This is a genomic window from Bradyrhizobium sp. F1.4.3, from assembly GCF_040548375.1.
Lineage (GTDB): Bacteria > Pseudomonadota > Alphaproteobacteria > Rhizobiales > Xanthobacteraceae > Bradyrhizobium.
The window spans coordinates 1-17,377 of the sequence record NZ_JBEPRN010000026.1; the positions used below are offsets into that span (position 1 = coordinate 1).

Here is a 17,377-nt window from a genome sequence, read left to right on the forward strand (position 1 = left end):
ATCGAAAGAGCCCAGCAACTCAAGAGATTGCTGGATTTCGTTTTGGGTCGCTTTGGTCAAGCGATCAGTAACGGGAGGTGCCACCCCGAATGTCCTCTGCGCTGGCGCGTAAAGCCATAGCGCGGGTTGATGCCGCATCCTGCATGCGTGCCCGAACCGTCGCCCTGCACTGGGCCGCTCGGTTTGCTGTCGCCAGCGATTAAAGAACTGACGACTTTAGATACCGACCATGAAATCTTGTCCCGCGTCGTGGGCCGGTTGTCGGTTCCAAACCAATGTTGTCGCGTTGACGACGCGAGACAAAGCGAAAAATCAGCAATTTTCAGTCTGGCGCGTTGCTTGCTTTGTTCGCGCTGTCGGCGTCGATCGCCCGCGAAGGCATCGTGCATAGTTTGGCAACATTAAGCGAAGACGTGGAGACTGGCTGTGTCGGGAACTGAGATAGAGCGATTTGTCAGCGATCTAGGGAAAACGGGCAATCTGCTCGAAAACGCAAAACCGAGTGCTACAGGTCTTGCATCAATTGTAGCGGTCGGAAAAAGTCACGGCTACAATTTTACTCTTGATGAAGCGAAGAGTTACATCCGGTGTCGAACCCGACAGGAGTTGATTAGTAAGCAGCTCGATGCGACTGCCGGCGCCAATCCTGATTCGAGTGTTGCGATCTCGACCGGCGTTGTGCAGGCCGCCGGGTTGGCCAGGTCCGCTGCGGAGGTGCCCACGAGCGGCGTACAGGTCGCGGAAGCGCACTCTAACTTCGCCTCGGCAGTCGAGCCCGTCGCTGTTGTTCTGGTTGTTGTTGTTGCGGTCGTGGCCTGACATGCCTTTCGCTCTGACCGCATTGGCTCGTGCTCAAGGAGACGACAAGTGCGACGAGAACATGAAAGCTGGCCTCGTCCGGGGTGAGATCATTGCCATTAGGCTTATAAGATGCTGCTTCAAGGTTTATCCGTAACGTGATGACGCGCGCTGCCACCGAACACTACCGACTGAGTTTTGACCGTCGCGCCCCCGAGCAACTGCGCACCCTGTCGCACGTCAAGCGCTTCACGGAGCGGTTAGCCGGTGACGTGGAGTTCCGCAAGGCGCTTTCGGAGAACGTCGACGCCCCTCGCACGGTAACTGAGCGCTACGGCATCGAAGTTGACCCAATGGAAATGTTGCCGCTCTGGCACGGAGACTACCAAAAATACCGCTTCAAGCCGGAGTCTGCCCAGTGGCCGCTGGCTACGATGTGGGACGAGCATCTGCGCGAGATGTTGCGCCATCGCGACCTCCTGCGCGACGAAGGCGAAATGTCGACGATTAACCCTCGTTTCCATGCCTGGCGCGAGCGCCAAATCCGGCGCTGCAACGACGAATTGGGCGCATCGTCGCTATCGGTCACGTACCCGATCATCGCCTTCGAGTTGAGCGAAGGCTGCACCGTTGGTTGCTGGTTCTGTGGCCTCTCTGCCAACCGGTTCAAAGGCTATTACGACTACAGCAAAGAGCAGGCAGAGCGTTGGCGTGGCGTAGTTGGCGTCGCGAGCGAGGTGTTTGGTTCGGCAGCCCGTACTGGCTTCTGCTACTGGGCTACAGATCCTATGGACAACCCACACTACGATCGCTTTCTGTTCGACTACTATCGGATCACGGGCGCATTGCCGCAGACAACCACTGCTGCGCCGCTTAAGGATCAGGCACTCACCAGACGCGTGCTCAGACTGTTCAACCTGTATGGCACCACGCCGAATCGTTTCTCCGTGCTGAGCAAAGCACATCTCAATCAGATTCATATCACGTTTTCGCCAGAGGAGCTGCTAGGGGTGGAACTCATCCTGCAGGGCAAGGACGCGCCGACCGCAAAGGCTTTCGCCGGACGCGCGCGCGAGCGGAAGGGGAAGCTCAGGTCCGCCATCAAAGATGATGCAATCGCGTTGCTGGAACGCGATCATACCACGATTGCGTGTGTTTCCGGCTTCCTCGTAAATATGCAGCAGGGACGTTTGCAACTGGTGACGCCGGTACCGGGGAGCGAACGCTGGCCTCTCGGTTACCGCATCTTGGGTGAACGTTTCTTCAGGACGCCTGACGAGTTCCGGGAGGGGCTGCAGAGCATGATCGACCAGTATATGCTCGAGAGCCCAGCCCCCGACCTGCCGATCCGCTTCCGCAGAGACCTGCAATACAAAGCAGGGAACCGGTACTTTCAGCTCCGCGCCCGCAACATGGAACACCGGGTGCCCGACGACGTCGCTCCGATTTCCGTTGGCGATCTCATCGCGTTCGGCAACTGCACAGCGTCGGAGCTGGTTATGCGGGTCACGACTGACGGAACGAGCATACTTGCAGTCGCTGACTTGCTCGATCGGCTGTACGCGGCCGGGGTAATCGAAGACGACCTCGACGACCGCTTCGCCTGGCAGACCAGCAATTGGACGACGAGCCGCATCGAAGCTGCCAAATACGCAGGCTCCCGCACGGACGTAGATCATGCCGATTCGCACTGAGGTACCACGTCAGTATCGAGGCGCTGCGGCATCTTACCATCTCGCAGTGTGGACTGGGGTGGCAAGCCGTTTCGCATCCACCGTCCGCGGCTTCATGGCGCGCAGAACCGACGTGACCGCAGAACCTGTTCTTGGCGTGCCGGGCTCTCCTAGGCAGCTCGAACTCATTCGGTCTACCACCTGCCTGAGCTCCGCCGGATGGGCTTTGGTAGCTCCGCGCTGGACGCGACCGAAGGACTTCCGCGCTCGCGGCTTCGAGCCAGGTCCTCTTTTTTTGCACATCGGCGAGTACGACTGGAACGCTGCACGCTCTTCGTCAAGAACGGCTCGACCCGAACTGATCCTTGGCGTGGCGCCGCTTAATGTCGGTAGCGAAGCGGTGTGTCGGCTCATTCACCGCTCGGCTCTAGCACCCTCCGCTGGACTAGCGCGTTCATGCTTTCCAGTCTCCAGGCAACGAACGTGACACGGAAACATGGCTCGAAGCGCGCCGCCTAGGGCATTCGCTGAATTAGTTGACTTCATGTTCACGGCTCCAATCACGGAGTCGCGCAGAAGTTCGCATTGCCGTCCAGCGCATGAGGCTGTGGCCGGGCGAACGCGCCTAGCCTACCACAAATAATGTGGCATCACATGAGTATCGATGTGCCAATCGTCTTAGTCAACATGCCTATGTCGGCAGTCGAAAGACCGTCGTTGGCGCTTGGTCTGCTGAAGTCAGCGCTGACCCAGGCTGGGCTGCAAGCCACGATAGCATATCCCAACATCTGGTTTTTGGAATACATAGGCATTGCCGACTATGGGCCTCTTGAGAGTTGCCCGCCAGAGGAGGCGCTGGTTGATTGGCTGTTCGCGGGCGTTGCTTTTCCCGACTTCGAGCCTGAAGAAAGCGCCTTCCTGGACCTTTATTTCGAACGCAACCCGATACACGCAGGCAAATGTTTGGCCGAGCGTCGCGCGAATTTTCTCAGGCTGCGCTCGCTCATCGGCGGGTTTATCGATTGGACGGCTGACAAGATATTGGAGCAGCGGCCGGCCATAGTCGGGTGCAGCTCGACCTTCACCCAGCATGTTCCCTCGCTCGCGTTGCTGCGCCGGCTGAGCGAGCGCTCACCGGATCTTGTCACTCTCATGGGGGGCGCAAACTGCGAGTCGGTAATGGGGCGGAGCACTCACATGCGTTTCCCATGGGTCGACTATGTCGTGTCGGGCGAGGCCGACTTACTGATCGGCCCGCTGTGTTGGGACATCCTTAATCGCGGCAGAGACATTCCGCCTGCAGACCTGCCATTTGGCGTTTTCGGTCCGGCGCATCGCGAGGCCGGTTATCCCACGGCGTCGACGCGCGACTTAGTGCCCCGCGCAGTCATCGAGAACATGGGTGACCTGCCGCTGCCCGATTTCTCGGACTATTTTGCCGAGCTCAACGCGTCGCTCTACGGCGACCGCATCCATACCGGGCTGCCGATGGAGTTCTCTCGAGGCTGCTGGTGGGGCGAGCGGAGCCACTGCACGTTTTGTGGGCTGAACGGCGGATCGATGACCTATCGCCAGAAACCCGCGAGGCAGGCCGCAGAGGAGATGATTGAGATGTCGGCGCGCTACGGTTCGTCGCGCATCGAAGCGGTGGACAATATTCTGGCCACTGACTACCTTAAAAAGGCGCTGCCTCGCCTCACCGCGCTACCCGAGAAGCTCGCGATCTTCTTTGAGGTCAAAGCCAACCTGACGCGCCACGAAGTGGAGAAGCTGGCTGCCGCCGGCGTCCGCTGGATCCAACCGGGTATTGAGAGCCTGGATACCCGTGTTTTGAAGCTGATGCGCAAAGGAACGAGTTCAGCGCATAATGTCCAGCTCTTGAAGTGGTGCCGTCAGCACGGTGTGCGGGTCAGTTGGAGTTTGCTGTGGGGCTTCCCCGGCGAGAGCGACGCATGGTATGCGGAAATGGCTCCTTTGCTACCGCTGCTGCATCATCTACAGCCGGGACCTGCGGTGCGTTTGCGGTACCAGCGCTACAGCCCCTATCACTACGCAGCCGAGAAACATGGATTGAAGCTGCGCCCGGCCGTCTCCTATCGCTACGTCTATCCGTTGTCGGAGCGCGATCTGGCGGATCAGGTTTACTACTTCGAAGACAGTGAAGACGACGATGTCGGCGGTCATTTCGCGGCGCGCGACGCTTATCGCCGCCCGGGGCTAAGCGCTGTCACCAAGGGTATCGATGCCTGGCTGAAAGCCTGGTACGAGCCGAAGTTGTCTATGCTGTCGATGCGGGACAGCGGCGACGAGATCATAGTCGAGGACACGCGAGCCATTGCAGTCGAGCGCGAACACCGGGTCAGGGGCCTCGAGCGGGAAATTCTTCTGGCTGCGAACGAAGGCTCGCCTGAAACCCGCCTGCGCGAACAGCTGAGCGGGACGAATGTAATGCAGGCCGAGATTGAGGCTGCGATAGCTGACATGATCGCTCGCAAATTGATTGTGCGGCTGGACGCGCGGCTGGTTGGGCTCGCGCTCTGGCATCCATATACGCCAATCCCTCCGATGACTGCGTTCCCTGGAGGCTATTTCGACCGACGTGCCGCGCCATTGGGTACCTCGCGTGAATGAGGAAAACTGCGGGGGGCACCTCGGAGGGAGACGCTTCTTCTGGGGCGCACGACGAGATGCCAAGTATGGCGGAGCGGAGATTTCGAGCTTTTGGAAGTTTTGTCTCTGTATGTTCCTCCGGACTGGCAGCACGGCGAACAGTGGGCGCCGGAAGAGCTCAAGGAGGGAATGCGCTTGCACAACGTGTTTGCCAAGCGTGTCCGAGCCAAATTTGAACGCCGATTGACAGTTTTTGGAGTGCCCAGTTTTGTAACGATGTGGCGCACCAAACACGATGCAAACGTGTGACTTCCACCTTTGGGAAGGCAATGGTCTAGGCAGCCAATCGCGGAATGACTGTTTCCACCAATCGCAAAAACCGGGTAATACGAGCCCCCACGACCATCATTTCTTGCGAGACCCCGATTTCGAGAACACCCGTTCCATTTCGCCGGAATCGGGTGTTGCGTGTCCCCGCAACCAACGATTCTTGCGAAAGCAAGGCAACCAAAACCCCAGCCTCCGAAAGGACGTCGGGGTTTTTCTTGTTTGCGGCGAACCGCAGGATCGAGGCCAGGTCGCCCCGCAGGGACGATCGCCAAGTTCAGCCTTGTCGGGCACAAGTGTCACCTGATCGACCAACGTGCGGAAGACTTCCGCCGCCTCGGTCTTCCCATACTCGGTCTTCCCATCCTCGTTCTGCAGGCTCTCATAGAGCGCCGCGATCCGCTGACGGTAGATCTCCGCCATGTTCGGATGTAGGAGGGGTGGCGGCTCTTCCGCATTCGCAAGCTGGTCCTTCAGTACCGCCTTTCGGGCCTCGAGCCGCTTCATGTCCTCGACGATGGCTTCGATCGGACCGCGAGCCTTAATAGCGGCCAGCAGCTTTCCCAGTTCGCGTTCGATGCGCGGGAGCTCGTCTCGCATGGCAGCGAGGCCCGCTCCACGCTCAATCCGCAAAAACCTCGCGGGTGAACTCGTCGCAGAATTCCTTGAATACTCCATCAAGTGCGTCCGGAGGCCACTGAGCACCGAGGCTTCGAGAGCGTCTCGCCTGATATTCAGGCGGTTGTCGCATGTGCCTTTGTTCCGCGACGTCGCGCAGCCGAGCAGATCCTTAGAGATCATCGTATAGCCGCCACAGCCGCGGATCAGGCTCAGCAAGTCCTCGCGCGTCCATACGCCCGGGCTCGTTCCGCGCATTCGCAGCAGAGCTTCGTCGCGCAATCGCGCGCGGCATTCGGTTCGTCGGCTCTGGGGCACCCGCAGTACAGCCGAGGATGTCGTTAATCTCCAAGTCCAAGAGACGCTCGGTGAGAACGCCCCAGATGCCGATCCGCCCCTCCGGTCCATGGGGTCCATGGGGTAGGGTCCCTGACAGTCTGGCCGGGAAAATCCGCTCTTCCGGCCGTTCCTCCAAGCCGCGGACCAGCAGGTCGCGGGCCACGCCGGTGGCGTCGGCATTGGTAATCAGCAGATAGCGCGTGCCGGGATCGTCGAGGTGGTGTTTGGCCGGCCGACGGGTGGTACCGTGTTTGAGCAACGCGTCGAATTCGGTGATTGACCAGGGACCGCTGTTGCGCAGCTTCACCTGCACGACGAGTTTGTAGCCGTCTGCGACGTTCGCGCTAGGTTGGACCCGGCCAGGCGTCGTTGGTTCGAGCTCCGACTCCAGATCTTCCTCGTTGGCGGGTTCGGGCGTGATCCTCGTCGCCGATTTGGTGATCAACATCAACCGCAGAGCCGCCAACACCGAGACGGCGAGTTGGTACTCGTAGCCATCGAGTGCAGCCTTGGCCCCGCCTGCAGCAGATGGTGGAGGGAGCGCTGTCAAGCGTCGGCACTCATCGAACGTCATCATCCAAGTATTGGAGCTGCTGGAGATGATTCATCATCGTTTCTTTCTTACAGGTGCTTATTGGCATCGGACATGCCAGAGGCATCGAGTGTCTTCAGCAACGCCGAGACGTTCCGTTGTCGTTTTTGAGCCCGCCTAGGCGGGGCTCTATGAGACCTCGTCAGGTTGTCTTCAGTTTTAGGGTGCTTGTCGGATAACCGAAGGCGAGAAAAAAGTGTGAAACTCGAATGGTGCCGTGCGTGGGAGCCAGCGACGGATCTCGTTCGTGCTCAGTGTCGAAATCTGCCGCCCTGAACATATTGGACGGCCTCGCTATCGGGTCGCCGCCGGAGGTAGGCTTAAGGCGCAATGCGGTTGCGAGGGCGGCGTCCTCCAGTGCTTCCCTGATCGGCGGGACCACATCAGCCTCCGGATCAAGAAGGACGCCCACCATGGCGGCGACCGCTTGTCGGCGGCTGTAGATGCCTGTGACGAAACGACCGAGGCCTTGTTCGAGCAGATAATGGTTACGGTGCTTCTTTTGCCGTCCCATGCGCTTGAACTCGAAGACGAGACGCATGCCTTGAGTGGTGTCGTTCCAGCCATAGACAATGTCGGCCCGCCGCTCCTGAATGAGCGCTCCAGTGCTCAGATTGTTTTCCCGATCACGTCGTCGGCTGATCGAGACCGCGCGCTCGCGCTTGCCATGGAGCAGCGGACGCGCGCGCTGCGGCTGTCGGAGCCGTTCTGCGACAAATCGCGCGAGCTCCCCGACGGAAGCTATGTCGGGTTGGTCGAGGCCGCCCGCGGCAGTCTCGGGCATTGGATGGCAGTGCGCGACGGCAAGATAGAGCGCTACCAGATCATCGCGCCGACCACCTGGAATTTCTCGCCGCGCGATTCCTTCGACGTCGGCGGCCCGCTGGAGCGGGCGCTGGTCGGCACTGATGTCGGCGACGCCGGCCCGCGTGCGGTTGCGATCCAGCACATCGTGCGCTCGTTCGATCCCTGCATGGTGTGCACCGCGCATTGACCGGAAACTTCGTTGCCGGCTGCAAATCGAATTGTTTCCTCTTCTCGTGTTGGCAGCGTCCTCGCGTACTGTTCATGAAAGTGGTTCAAATTCGCAACGTTATGGAATCTCTCCACTTTTGAATCTCTCCAGGCTGTTGGCCTGCTTCTTGCTACCCTTTGCGTCATCGAAAAGTTAAAGCCGAAGACGGGAGCATTCATGGGCGCGGCGACGGAAACGTTTTACAGCGTGATCAGGCGGCAAGGCATCACGCGTCGGTGCTTTCATAAATTCTGCAGCCTGACGGCGACGAGCCTCGGGCTCGGACCGCTGGCGGCGAGCCGCATCGCGAACGCGCTCGAGACTAAGCCGCGCGTGCCCGTGATCTGGATGCACGGCCTCGAATGCACCTGCTGTTCGGAGAGCTTCATCCGCTCCGCGCACCCGCTGGTCAAGGATGCGGTGCTGTCGATGATCTCGCTCGACTACGACGACACCATCATGGCGGCTGCGGGCCACCAGGCCGAAGCCATCCTCGAGGAGACCCGCGCCAAGCACAAAGGCCAGTATATCCTCGCGGTGGAAGGCAATCCGCCGCTGAACGAAGGCGGGATGTTCTGCATCGATGGCGGCAAGCCGTTCGTCGAGAAGCTGAAGATGATGGCCGAGGACGCGATGGCAATCATCGCCTGGGGCGCCTGCGCCTCCTGGGGCTGCGTGCAGGCGGCAAAGCCCAATCCGACACAGGCAACTCCGATCGACAAGGTGATCACCAACAAGCCCATCATCAAGGTGCCGGGATGCCCCCCGATCGCCGAGGTGATGACCGGCGTCGTCACCTTCATCACCACCTTCGGCAAGCTGCCCGAGCTCGATCGCCAGGGCCGACCGAAGATGTTCTACTCGCAGCGCATTCATGACAAGTGCTACCGGCGCCCGCATTTCGACGCGGGGCAGTTCGTCGAGGAGTGGGACGACGAGGCCGCGCGCAAGGGCTATTGCCTCTACAAGATGGGCTGCAAGGGGCCGACCACCTACAACGCCTGCTCGACCGTGCGCTGGAACGACGGCGTCTCCTTCCCGATCCAGTCGGGTCATGGCTGCATCGGATGCTCAGAGGACGGCTTCTGGGACAAGGGCTCATTCTACGACCGCCTCACCAACATCAAGCAGTTCGGCATCGAGAAGAATGCCGATCAGATCGGCATGGCGGCAGCCGGCGCCGTCGGCGCGGCGGTCGCGGCGCATGCCGCGGTGACGGCGGCGAAGCGCCTCGCCAACAAGCGCGACGATGCGAACCAAGATCACTAATCGAGTTCAGGGGAGATAGCGATGGGCATCCAGACACCCAATGGGTTCAAGCTCGACAATTCCGGCAAGCGCATCGTCGTCGATCCGGTCACCCGCATCGAAGGTCACATGCGGGTCGAGGTCAACGTCGATTCCGACAACATCATCCGTAACGCCGTATCGACCGGCACGATGTGGCGCGGCATCGAGGTGATCCTCAAGAACCGCGATCCGCGCGACGCCTGGGCGTTTACCGAACGGATTTGCGGCGTCTGCACCGGCACGCATGCCCTGACTTCGGTCCGCGCGGTCGAGAATGCACTTGGGATCACAATTCCGGAGAATGCCAACTCGATCCGCAATCTGATGCAGCTCGCGCTGCAGGTGCACGACCATGTCGTTCACTTCTATCACCTGCACGCGCTGGATTGGGTCGACGTGGTCTCCGCGCTCTCGGCCGATCCGCGGGCGACCTCGACGCTGGCGCAGTCGATCTCGAGCTGGCCGCTGTCGTCACCCGGGTATTTCAAGGATCTGCAGACCCGTCTCAAGAAGTTCGTCGAGTCGGGGCAGCTCGGTCCGTTCAAGAACGGGTATTGGGGCAGCAAAGCCTACAGGCTACCGCCCGAGGCCAATCTGATGGCGGTGGCGCATTATCTGGAGGCGCTCGATTTCCAGAAGGAGATCGTCAAGATTCACACCATCTTCGGCGGCAAGAACCCGCATCCTAACTGGCTCGTCGGCGGCGTGCCCTGTCCGATCAATGTCGACGGCACCGGCGCTGTCGGCGCCATCAACATGGAACGGCTGAACCTGATCTCCTCGATCATCGACCGTCTGATCGAGTTCAACGAAATGGTCTATCTCCCCGATGTGGCGGCGATCGGCTCATTCTACAAGGATTGGCTCTATGGCGGTGGCCTTTCGAGCCAGAGCGTGCTCTCGTATGGTGATGTGCCAGAACATGCCAACGACTATTCCGCCAAGAGCCTGAAGCTGCCGCGCGGCGCCATTATCAACGGCAACCTGTCCGAGGTGCTTCCGGTCGACCACGCCCATCCCGACGAGATCCAGGAGTTCGTGGTGCACTCCTGGTACAAATATCCCGACGAGACCAAGGGACTTCATCCCTGGGACGGCGTCACCGAGCCGAATTACGTGCTGGGACCGAACGCGAAGGGCACCAAGACGGCGATCGAGCAGCTCGACGAAGGCGGCAAGTACTCCTGGATCAAGGCGCCGCGCTGGCGCGGTCACGCCATGGAGGTCGGCCCGCTGGCGCGCTGGGTCGTCGGCTACGCGCAGAACAAGGCGGAGTTCAAGGATCCCGTCGACAAGTTCCTTCGGGATCTGAACCTGCCGATGTCGGCGCTGTTCTCGACGCTCGGCCGCACGGCGGCGCGTGCGCTCGAATCCGTCTGGGCCGGACGCCAGATGCGCTACTTCCAGGACAAGCTCGTCGCCAACATCAAGGCCGGCGACAGCTCGACCGCCAATGTCGACAAGTGGAAGCCGGAGAGCTGGCCGAAGGAGGCCAAGGGAGTCGGCTTCACCGAGGCGCCGCGCGGCGCGCTCGCGCACTGGGTCAAGATCAAGGACACCAAGATCGACAACTACCAGTGCGTGGTGCCGACGACTTGGAACGGCTCGCCGCGCGACCCCAAGGGAAATATTGGCGCCTTCGAGGCGTCGCTGATGAACACGCCGATGGTCAATCCCGAGCAGCCGCTGGAGATCCTGCGCACCATCCATTCCTTCGATCCGTGCTTGGCCTGTTCGACGCACGTCATGAGCCCGGACGGCCAGGAACTCGCCAAGGTCAAGGTCAGGTAGGAGAGGATCATGATGGATGCAGCTGCCTCGGACGCCGGGCCCGACCTCGCGGCGATCGCAGCCGATGCTTCCGGAGAACGTGCGGTCGGTCGTCCCAGCGTCTATGTCTACGAAGCGCCGGTACGGATCTGCCACTGGGTGAACGCGTTCTCGATTATCGTGCTTATGGTGACCGGCTATCTGATCGGAACGCCGTTGCCGACGGTCGCGGGCGAGGCGTCCGACAATTTCGTGATGGGCTACATCCGCTTCGCCCATTTCGCCGCGGGGCAGGTGCTCGCGGTATTCTTCCTCACGCGCATCCTGTGGGCTTTCGTCGGGAACCACCAGTCTCGGCAGATCTTCTACATCCCGGTTCACCGCAAGCAGTTCTGGGAGGAAGTGCTGCACGAAATCCGCTGGTACGCGTTCCTGGAGCGCGAGCCCAAGATGTATGTCGGCCATAATCCTCTGGCGCAGATTGCGATGTTCACGGGATTCACGCTGTTCGTGGCCTTCATGATCATCACCGGGTTTGCGCTCTATTCGGAAGGCACCGGCATCGATAGCTGGCAGCATAAGCTGTTCGGCTGGGTGTTTGCGATCTGGCCGAACAGCCAGGACGTGCACACCTGGCATCATCTCGGCATGTGGGCGCTGGTCGTGTTCGTGATGGTGCACATCTACACCGCGATCCGCGAAGACATCATGTCGCGCCAGAGCATCATCTCCTCGATGATCTCGGGCGAACGGCAATTCCGCGACTGAAACGGGAACGCCAAGTGAAGCCGACATTCTCGCAAGACGATCGCATCCTGGTGCTCGGCATCGGCAATATCCTGTGGGCCGATGAAGGGTTCGGCGTCCGGGCGGTGGAGGAATTCCACCGCCGCTACGCCGTACCCGACAATGTCACCATTCTCGATGGCGGCACGCAGGGGCTCTATCTCGTCAACTATCTGGAAGAGGCGGACCGCCTGATCGTGTTCGACGCGATCGACTATGGCCTCGAGCCCGGCCAGTTGAAGCTTGTGCGTGACGACGAGGTGCCGCGTTTCACCGGCGCCAAGAAGATGAGCCTGCACCAGACCGGCTTCCAGGAAGTCATCAGCGCGGCCGACCTGCTCGGCCGCTGCCCGAAACATCTGGTGCTGATCGGCTGCCAGCCGCTCGATCTCGAAGACTGGGGCGGGCCGCTGACGCCGCCGGTGCGCGACCAGATCGCGCCCGCGATCAATCTCGCTTGCGCCATCCTGGCCGAATGGGGCCTCACGGTGAGCCAACGCGCCGAGCCATTGGCAGATATCGAGCGGCTGCTCGCCAATGACATCGATCATCTCCATTACGAGACGCGGCCGGCCTGATCGGCCACACTGCCGGAGATTTGCCCATGTGCCTCGGCCTGCCCATGACGATTGTCGAGACCGACGGGATCTCGGCGCTGTGCGCGTATCGCGGCGAGCAGCGCCCCGTCTCTGTGCTACTGCTCTCGAATCCTCCGGTCGGCGCCAAGGTGCTGGTCTATATCGACACCGCGATCCGGCTGCTGGACGAGGACGAGGCACGCCTGATCGCGAATGCGATCGAAGGTCTCAGCGCGGCGCTCGACGGCGAGGATTGCGACCGCTTCTTCGCCGACCTCATCGATCGCGAGCCGCAACTACCCGAGCACCTGCGGTCCGACTAGGATCGCCGCTGCTTCTCCCGTTTGATGCGTTGACGACATCAGTGACCGGCCGGCCTCGGCGGCCGCTGTGGGCCTGGAAGGTCGATTTCTACCTGCAAAGACAGCTCTCACCAGATATGGCAAGCATCTTTCCATTGAAGCTTAGCTTACAATCGGCGCCAAGAAATACATGATCTGGATCAATGGGATAAATCCGGACATGTGATAACCGATCCTGGCACGTGGCTTGCGAACCTCTAGTTCGGCAAAAACACAAGCTTGTCAGGAGAGGTTCGATGGAATTCCAGGTAGGAAAGCATGATCTGGCGCGGAGTGGTCTGCCCGAGGTCGATGCTGCGACGGTCGATCATTTTCTTGGCGGAGCGGACGAGGCCGGTGCGGTCGCGGTGCTGCTGTCGGCGGGCGATCCCAACCGCTTTCCGGAGGCAATCGATGTCGCCGTGGTGCTGCCCGAGCTTATCGCAGCGTTCGGTAATCGGCTGCGCGGTGCGATCATCGCACGCGACGCTGAGCGTGTGCTCGGCGAGCGCTTCGAGGTGCGGGTGCAGCCGACGCTGATCTTCGTCGCCAACGGCAAGACGCTGGGGTTGATCGCCAAGATCCAGGACTGGTCGGTCTATGCCGACCGCATCACCAAGCTGATCGACCGGCCGCGCGGGCAAGGCGCCGCAGTCGCCGTCACCATCGTTCCCCAGCATCGCGCACAAGAGGTCGGGCTATGAAGGCCGGCTTCTGGGATGCGCCCGAAGGCGCCGAGCAACCAGTCAACGTGTTTCCGATCGGCGACGAGAGTCTCAATGCAGCGAAGGGCAGCCTGACGGCGGCCGGCGCGCTCGCAAAGCTTGCAACGCTCGACAGTGCGGAGCTTGCAAAGAGCTGCCCGAACGCAGTCGCGCTGCTCTCGAGGATCGCGGATGCCATCGCGGATCAAAAGGCGAACGCGCCGACAAGACTGTTTCGGCTGGCCAATCTCAACGATCTCGAGAGCAAGCTGGTGGCCGACGTGCTCGGCGAAGGCGAGGTCGCCGGCGTCGTCGCGCTGCCGGACGGATCGCTGGCGCAGATCCAGGAATCGGTGCTGGCGGGAATTTGGCGTGTGCGGCTCGAGACCGACGCCACTTCCGAATATCTCGAGATCGGCGCGGTTCCCGAGATCGTCAAGCGTGCGGCTGCCGACCTGACATCCGCCGATTTCGAGATCGGGCAGGTGCCGGAGGGCGCCATGAACGTGCTGCCGGTGCTCGCCGAAATCCGCGAGCGGGCACAGGCCTGGCGGCCCGGCATTCGCTCGCAGATCATCAATTTCACGCTGCTGCCGATGAGCCCGGTCGACATGAGCTTCCTGCAGGACACGATCCGGAACGGACCGATTCAGCTCGTGTCGCGCGGCTACGGCACCTGGCGGGCGCTCTCCACCGGCATCCGCAATGTCTGGTCGGTGCAGTTCTTCAACGTCATGGACACTATCATTCTCGATACGCTCGAAGTCGGCGGCGTGCCGACGGTTGCGCTGGCAGCGGACGAGGATTTCGAGGATTCCGCCGAGCGGCTGCAGGAAATCATCGAGGCCTACTTCAAATGAGCGCCTTCGAGAATATTGGCATGCGCCAGGACGTCGCCGACGTCACGCGGCTGGAATGCGGCATCTGCTGGACCGTCTACGATCCGGCGGATGGCGATGAGGTAGCGCAGATCGCGCCGGGCACGCCGTTCGCGGCGCTGCCGGAGGAGTGGCACTGCCCGAATTGCGACGCGCCAAAGTCCAAGTTCATGGCGATCGAAACATGACAGGCAGCCCGCCAGCGAGTGCGTCAGGTCCTGCCGGCGACGCCGACGCCGCGGCGTGGGGCGAGCTTCTGGCCGCAAGCTACCGGGAGATCGGCGAGCGCGCGATGCGCGATCTACCCATCTACAACGATGCGCTCGGCATCGAGGCGGTCGGTTTCCGTCCCTTCAACGGCACGATCGTCGGCATCATGGTCACGCCGTGGTTCATGAACGTGGCGATGCCGGCGGGCGCGGTGACGCCAGCCACCTCGGGCGCGACCGTGCGAATGCGTTTTCCCGCGGGCGATATCGAATTCACCCTCAGCGAGATCGCCCGGATCGGCCGGAACGCGAGCTGCTCGCTGTTCTCGCCGATGTTCCAATTCGCCGACATGGATGCCGCGCGAGCGACGGCCGAAGCCGCGCTTGCCGAATTGATGCTGCCGGCGGACGGCGAGGAGGCGGTTCGCCGCCGCGAGCCCGACACAAGCCCGATCGATCGGCGTAACTTCCTGCGGGGTGTCTTGATGGAGTGGCATGGATGAGTCTCTCGTTCCGCAGCGAGATCGATATTACGGTGCTGTTGTCCGGCGCCACGATCGCCGACGTCGCGATCAAGCCGCGCAGCCGGCCGCCGCTGACGCGGCTGTTTGCGGGAAAGCCCGCGGCTTCGCTGCTTCCGGTGCTGCCGCGTCTGTTCTCGCTGTGCTCGATCGCCCATCACGTGGCGTTCCAGTCGGCGGTGGAAGCCGCGCAAGGGCGGGAGGCGACTCCCGCAACGGTGCGGCGCCGCGTCACCGCAGTCGTCGTCGAGCGGCTGACCGAACTGCTGCGCGGCCTGTTCGTCGGACGGCTCGCGCTCGACGGCACAAACGCTCCGGCGGTGCGCGCCGTAATGCAGGCAAGCGCGCTGCTTTGGGGCGCGGACGAGGCCGTCCCGCCGGCCTTGCATCGCAACGCCGTGGTGCAGATCAAGGCCGCGCTCGGCGCGATGGGGATCGCCGGCGAAGAAGACGAGACGCTCGCGCCGGGCAGCCCGCTCGCCGCCTCCGTCGCGGGATGCCACGGCAAGCTGGTGTCAGAGCCGGACGCCGATCCATCCTTCCTGACGGTGGCGGACGATTTGGACATCGTCACGCGTCTGCTGGCGGACGGTGCGGCCTATTCCGATGCGCCGGACCTCTGCGGCCGGATTCCGGAAACCGGCGTCTGGGCGCGCAGGGCACGCCGTGAAGCGGTCTCGGCGGCGGAAGCGGGCTCCGCCGCGCGTCTGAAGGCGCGGATTGCCGAGGTCGCGCGGCTCTGCGCCTGGCTCGATCGCGGCGATGCGGATCTTGATGAAGGCGTCGTCGCGAGCTACCGGCTCGGCGCGGGCAAGGGGGCAGCCGCGGTCGAATGCGCACGCGGGCGCCTTCATCACGCCGTCGCACTGGACGACGAGGATCGCGTCGTCAACTTCGAGTTCCTGGCACCGACCGAGTGGAATTTTCACGCCCGCGGACCGCTGGTCAGGAGCCTCAAGGGCGCGACGCTCGCGACCGGCCGGCAGGGACAGGACGCGGTTCGCGCGCTGGTCGGCTCCTTCGATCCCTGCGTCGGCTTCAGCCTGCAATTTCGCGAGGCCGGCCATGCATGAGATGGCGCTGTGCGAAGGCATCGTCGGTATCGTCGAGGAGGAAGCGCGCAAGCGCGCTTTCACCAAGGTGAACGTCGTCTGTCTGGAGATCGGTGCGCTGAGCCATGTCGTGCCGGAGGCGCTGAAATTCTGCTTCGAGGCCGTGGCCGCGCGGACCATCGCGCAAGGCGCGCGGCTCGAGATCGTCGAGACGCCCGGCACGGCTTGGTGCATGGCCTGTTCCAAAACCGTTGAGATCGGGCAGTGTTACGAGCTGTGCCCGTCCTGCGGCGGCTACCAATTGCAGGTGACGGGCGGCGAAGAATTGCGCGTAAGGGAATTGGAGGTCGACTGATGTGTACGGTCTGCGGCTGCAGCGACGGCAAGGCATCGATCGAAGATGCGCATGGTCATCATCATGATCACGGCGATGGCCATGAGCACGGAGGGCACCATCATCATGACCGCGGTCATGGCCACGACCACGGTCACCACCATCACCACGGTGGTGCCCACGACCACGCCCCCGATGGGGCCGGGCTGCTCGACTGCGGCGCCAATCCCGCGGGCCAGAAGATCGCCGGCATGAGCAGCGACCGCATCATCCAGGTCGAGCGCGACATCCTCGACAAGAACGACCGGCTTGCGGCCGACAACCGCGCCCGCTTCGCGGCCGACGGCGTGCTCGCCTTCAACCTGGTCTCCAGCCCCGGCGCCGGCAAGACCTCGCTGCTGGTCCGCGCCCTGTCCGAGCTGAAGGCAAGCTTTGCGATCGGCGTGATCGAAGGCGACCAGCAGACCTCCAACGATGCCGAGCGCATTCGCGCGACCGGCGTGCCGGCGATCCAGGTCAATACCGGCAAGGGCTGTCACCTCGACGCCGCCATGGTCGGCGAGGCCTATGACCGGCTGCCCTGGCTGAACGGCGGCCTGCTCTTCATCGAGAATGTCGGCAACCTGGTTTGCCCGGCGGCGTTCGATCTCGGCGAGGCCTGCAAGATCGTGGTGTTCTCGACCACCGAGGGCGAGGACAAGCCGCTGAAATACCCCGACATGTTCGCAGCCTCGTCGCTGATGCTGATCAACAAGATCGATCTCGCGCCCGTGCTCGATTTCGATCTGGCGAAGACCATCGACTATGCGCGCCGGGTCAACCCGAAGATCGAGGTGCTGACGGTGTCGGCGCGCACCGGCGAAGGCTTTGCGACGTTCTTTGCCTGGATCCGCAAGCGGATGGCGGCGACGACGCCTGCCGCGATGACGGCGGCGGAGTGAC

18 protein-coding genes and 1 pseudogene are annotated in these 17,377 nt (G+C 62.1%); 16 read left to right on the forward strand and 3 right to left on the reverse strand.

Annotation, left to right across the window (positions count from 1 at the left end; all coding sequences use genetic code 11):
* Positions 1-426: 426 nt before the first annotated feature.
* From ABIB73_RS35500 to ABIB73_RS35510, 3 genes are all read left to right on the forward strand, one after another.
* Positions 427-819, forward strand: a complete 393-nt coding sequence (locus tag ABIB73_RS35500; protein WP_354231921.1) for a hypothetical protein — start codon at positions 427-429, stop codon at positions 817-819.
* A 140-nt stretch (positions 820-959) separates the two neighbouring features.
* The gene (locus tag ABIB73_RS35505; protein WP_354231923.1) at positions 960-2,492 is read left to right on the forward strand and encodes a radical SAM family RiPP maturation amino acid epimerase; all 1,533 of its coding nucleotides are present in this window, start codon (positions 960-962) and stop codon (positions 2,490-2,492) included.
* 633 nt (positions 2,493-3,125) lie between these two features.
* Positions 3,126-5,102 (forward strand): RiPP maturation radical SAM C-methyltransferase, encoded by a 1,977-nt coding sequence (locus tag ABIB73_RS35510; RefSeq protein ID WP_354231925.1) that lies wholly within the window; start codon positions 3,126-3,128, stop codon positions 5,100-5,102.
* Between the two features lie 384 nt (positions 5,103-5,486).
* On the opposite strand, the gene ABIB73_RS35515 is transcribed toward ABIB73_RS35510, so the two are convergent.
* The 3 genes from ABIB73_RS35515 to ABIB73_RS35525 form a co-directional block, all read right to left on the reverse strand.
* On the reverse strand, positions 5,487-6,245 hold the full coding sequence (locus tag ABIB73_RS35515) for a hypothetical protein (protein ID WP_354098742.1): 759 nt from the start codon (positions 6,243-6,245) through the stop codon (positions 5,487-5,489).
* Complete coding sequence (locus ABIB73_RS35520; RefSeq protein ID WP_354231927.1) at positions 6,199-6,942, reverse strand: hypothetical protein; 744 nt, start codon at positions 6,940-6,942, stop codon at positions 6,199-6,201. The genes ABIB73_RS35515 and ABIB73_RS35520 overlap by 47 nt, the downstream gene beginning before the upstream one ends.
* Positions 6,943-7,099: 157 nt before the next feature.
* The gene (locus tag ABIB73_RS35525) at positions 7,100-7,498 is read right to left on the reverse strand and encodes a hypothetical protein (protein ID WP_502918480.1); all 399 of its coding nucleotides are present in this window, start codon (positions 7,496-7,498) and stop codon (positions 7,100-7,102) included.
* A gap of 94 nt (positions 7,499-7,592) precedes the next feature.
* Here ABIB73_RS35525 and ABIB73_RS35530 point away from each other — a divergent pair.
* From ABIB73_RS35530 to hypB, 13 genes and pseudogenes are all read left to right on the forward strand, one after another.
* Positions 7,593-7,951: pseudogene (locus tag ABIB73_RS35530) on the forward strand (nickel-dependent hydrogenase large subunit); the annotation flags it as partial.
* Between the two features lie 198 nt (positions 7,952-8,149).
* Complete coding sequence (locus ABIB73_RS35535; protein ID WP_354062270.1) at positions 8,150-9,241, forward strand: hydrogenase small subunit; 1,092 nt, start codon at positions 8,150-8,152, stop codon at positions 9,239-9,241.
* A gap of 21 nt (positions 9,242-9,262) precedes the next feature.
* Positions 9,263-11,053, forward strand: coding sequence for a nickel-dependent hydrogenase large subunit (locus ABIB73_RS35540; protein ID WP_354098744.1), 1,791 nt, complete (start codon positions 9,263-9,265; stop codon positions 11,051-11,053).
* A gap of 9 nt (positions 11,054-11,062) precedes the next feature.
* Positions 11,063-11,800 carry a Ni/Fe-hydrogenase, b-type cytochrome subunit gene (gene cybH / locus ABIB73_RS35545; protein ID WP_275174343.1) on the forward strand — a complete coding sequence of 246 codons (738 nt, stop codon included), beginning with the start codon at positions 11,063-11,065 and terminating at the stop codon, positions 11,798-11,800.
* Between the two features lie 14 nt (positions 11,801-11,814).
* Positions 11,815-12,396: a HyaD/HybD family hydrogenase maturation endopeptidase gene (locus tag ABIB73_RS35550; protein WP_148744601.1), complete on the forward strand. Its 582-nt coding sequence runs from the start codon at positions 11,815-11,817 to the stop codon at positions 12,394-12,396.
* A gap of 26 nt (positions 12,397-12,422) precedes the next feature.
* Positions 12,423-12,719, forward strand: coding sequence for a HypC/HybG/HupF family hydrogenase formation chaperone (locus ABIB73_RS35555; RefSeq protein WP_148744597.1), 297 nt, complete (start codon positions 12,423-12,425; stop codon positions 12,717-12,719).
* Between the two features lie 275 nt (positions 12,720-12,994).
* A complete protein-coding gene (locus ABIB73_RS35560) occupies positions 12,995-13,441 on the forward strand; it encodes a thioredoxin domain-containing protein (RefSeq protein ID WP_148756124.1) in 447 nt (148 codons plus the stop codon).
* Entirely contained in the window at positions 13,438-14,301 is an 864-nt protein-coding gene (locus tag ABIB73_RS35565; RefSeq protein ID WP_354098746.1) for a hydrogenase expression/formation protein, read from the forward strand. The genes ABIB73_RS35560 and ABIB73_RS35565 overlap by 4 nt, the downstream gene beginning before the upstream one ends.
* Positions 14,298-14,507, forward strand: a complete 210-nt coding sequence (locus tag ABIB73_RS35570; RefSeq protein WP_354098747.1) for a rubredoxin — start codon at positions 14,298-14,300, stop codon at positions 14,505-14,507. Before ABIB73_RS35565 ends, ABIB73_RS35570 begins: the two co-directional genes overlap by 4 nt.
* On the forward strand, positions 14,504-15,031 hold the full coding sequence (gene hybE, locus ABIB73_RS35575; RefSeq protein WP_354098748.1) for a [NiFe]-hydrogenase assembly chaperone HybE: 528 nt from the start codon (positions 14,504-14,506) through the stop codon (positions 15,029-15,031). Before ABIB73_RS35570 ends, hybE begins: the two co-directional genes overlap by 4 nt.
* Complete coding sequence (locus ABIB73_RS35580; protein ID WP_354098749.1) at positions 15,028-16,122, forward strand: nickel-dependent hydrogenase large subunit; 1,095 nt, start codon at positions 15,028-15,030, stop codon at positions 16,120-16,122. The genes hybE and ABIB73_RS35580 overlap by 4 nt, the downstream gene beginning before the upstream one ends.
* Entirely contained in the window at positions 16,115-16,456 is a 342-nt protein-coding gene (hypA, locus tag ABIB73_RS35585; protein ID WP_148774722.1) for a hydrogenase maturation nickel metallochaperone HypA, read from the forward strand. The genes ABIB73_RS35580 and hypA overlap by 8 nt, the downstream gene beginning before the upstream one ends.
* On the forward strand, positions 16,456-17,376 hold the full coding sequence (gene hypB / locus ABIB73_RS35590) for a hydrogenase nickel incorporation protein HypB (protein ID WP_354098750.1): 921 nt from the start codon (positions 16,456-16,458) through the stop codon (positions 17,374-17,376). The genes hypA and hypB overlap by 1 nt, the downstream gene beginning before the upstream one ends.
* Position 17,377: the final 1 nt, after the last annotated feature.

Excerpts from the sequence above, each read along its gene's own strand:
- ABIB73_RS35560 (WP_148756124.1), top strand. The coding sequence starts at position 12,995 with ATGGAATTCCAGGTAGGAAAGCATGATCTGGCGCGGAGTGGTCTGCCC.
- ABIB73_RS35535 (WP_354062270.1), top strand. The coding sequence starts at position 8,150 with ATGGGCGCGGCGACGGAAACGTTTTACAGCGTGATCAGGCGGCAAGGC.
- ABIB73_RS35565 (WP_354098746.1), top strand. The coding sequence starts at position 13,438 with ATGAAGGCCGGCTTCTGGGATGCGCCCGAAGGCGCCGAGCAACCAGTC.
- ABIB73_RS35540 (WP_354098744.1), top strand. The coding sequence starts at position 9,263 with ATGGGCATCCAGACACCCAATGGGTTCAAGCTCGACAATTCCGGCAAG.
- ABIB73_RS35570 (WP_354098747.1), top strand. The coding sequence starts at position 14,298 with ATGAGCGCCTTCGAGAATATTGGCATGCGCCAGGACGTCGCCGACGTC.
- ABIB73_RS35555 (WP_148744597.1), top strand. The coding sequence starts at position 12,423 with ATGTGCCTCGGCCTGCCCATGACGATTGTCGAGACCGACGGGATCTCG.
- hybE (WP_354098748.1), top strand. The coding sequence starts at position 14,504 with ATGACAGGCAGCCCGCCAGCGAGTGCGTCAGGTCCTGCCGGCGACGCC.
- ABIB73_RS35520 (WP_354231927.1), bottom strand. The coding sequence starts at position 6,942 with ATGATGACGTTCGATGAGTGCCGACGCTTGACAGCGCTCCCTCCACCA.
- cybH (WP_275174343.1), top strand. The coding sequence starts at position 11,063 with ATGATGGATGCAGCTGCCTCGGACGCCGGGCCCGACCTCGCGGCGATC.
- hypA (WP_148774722.1), top strand. The coding sequence starts at position 16,115 with ATGCATGAGATGGCGCTGTGCGAAGGCATCGTCGGTATCGTCGAGGAG.
- ABIB73_RS35510 (WP_354231925.1), top strand. The coding sequence starts at position 3,126 with ATGAGTATCGATGTGCCAATCGTCTTAGTCAACATGCCTATGTCGGCA.
- hypB (WP_354098750.1), top strand. The coding sequence starts at position 16,456 with ATGTGTACGGTCTGCGGCTGCAGCGACGGCAAGGCATCGATCGAAGAT.
- ABIB73_RS35580 (WP_354098749.1), top strand. The coding sequence starts at position 15,028 with ATGAGTCTCTCGTTCCGCAGCGAGATCGATATTACGGTGCTGTTGTCC.
- ABIB73_RS35525 (WP_502918480.1), bottom strand. The coding sequence starts at position 7,498 with ATGCGTCTCGTCTTCGAGTTCAAGCGCATGGGACGGCAAAAGAAGCAC.
- ABIB73_RS35505 (WP_354231923.1), top strand. The coding sequence starts at position 960 with ATGACGCGCGCTGCCACCGAACACTACCGACTGAGTTTTGACCGTCGC.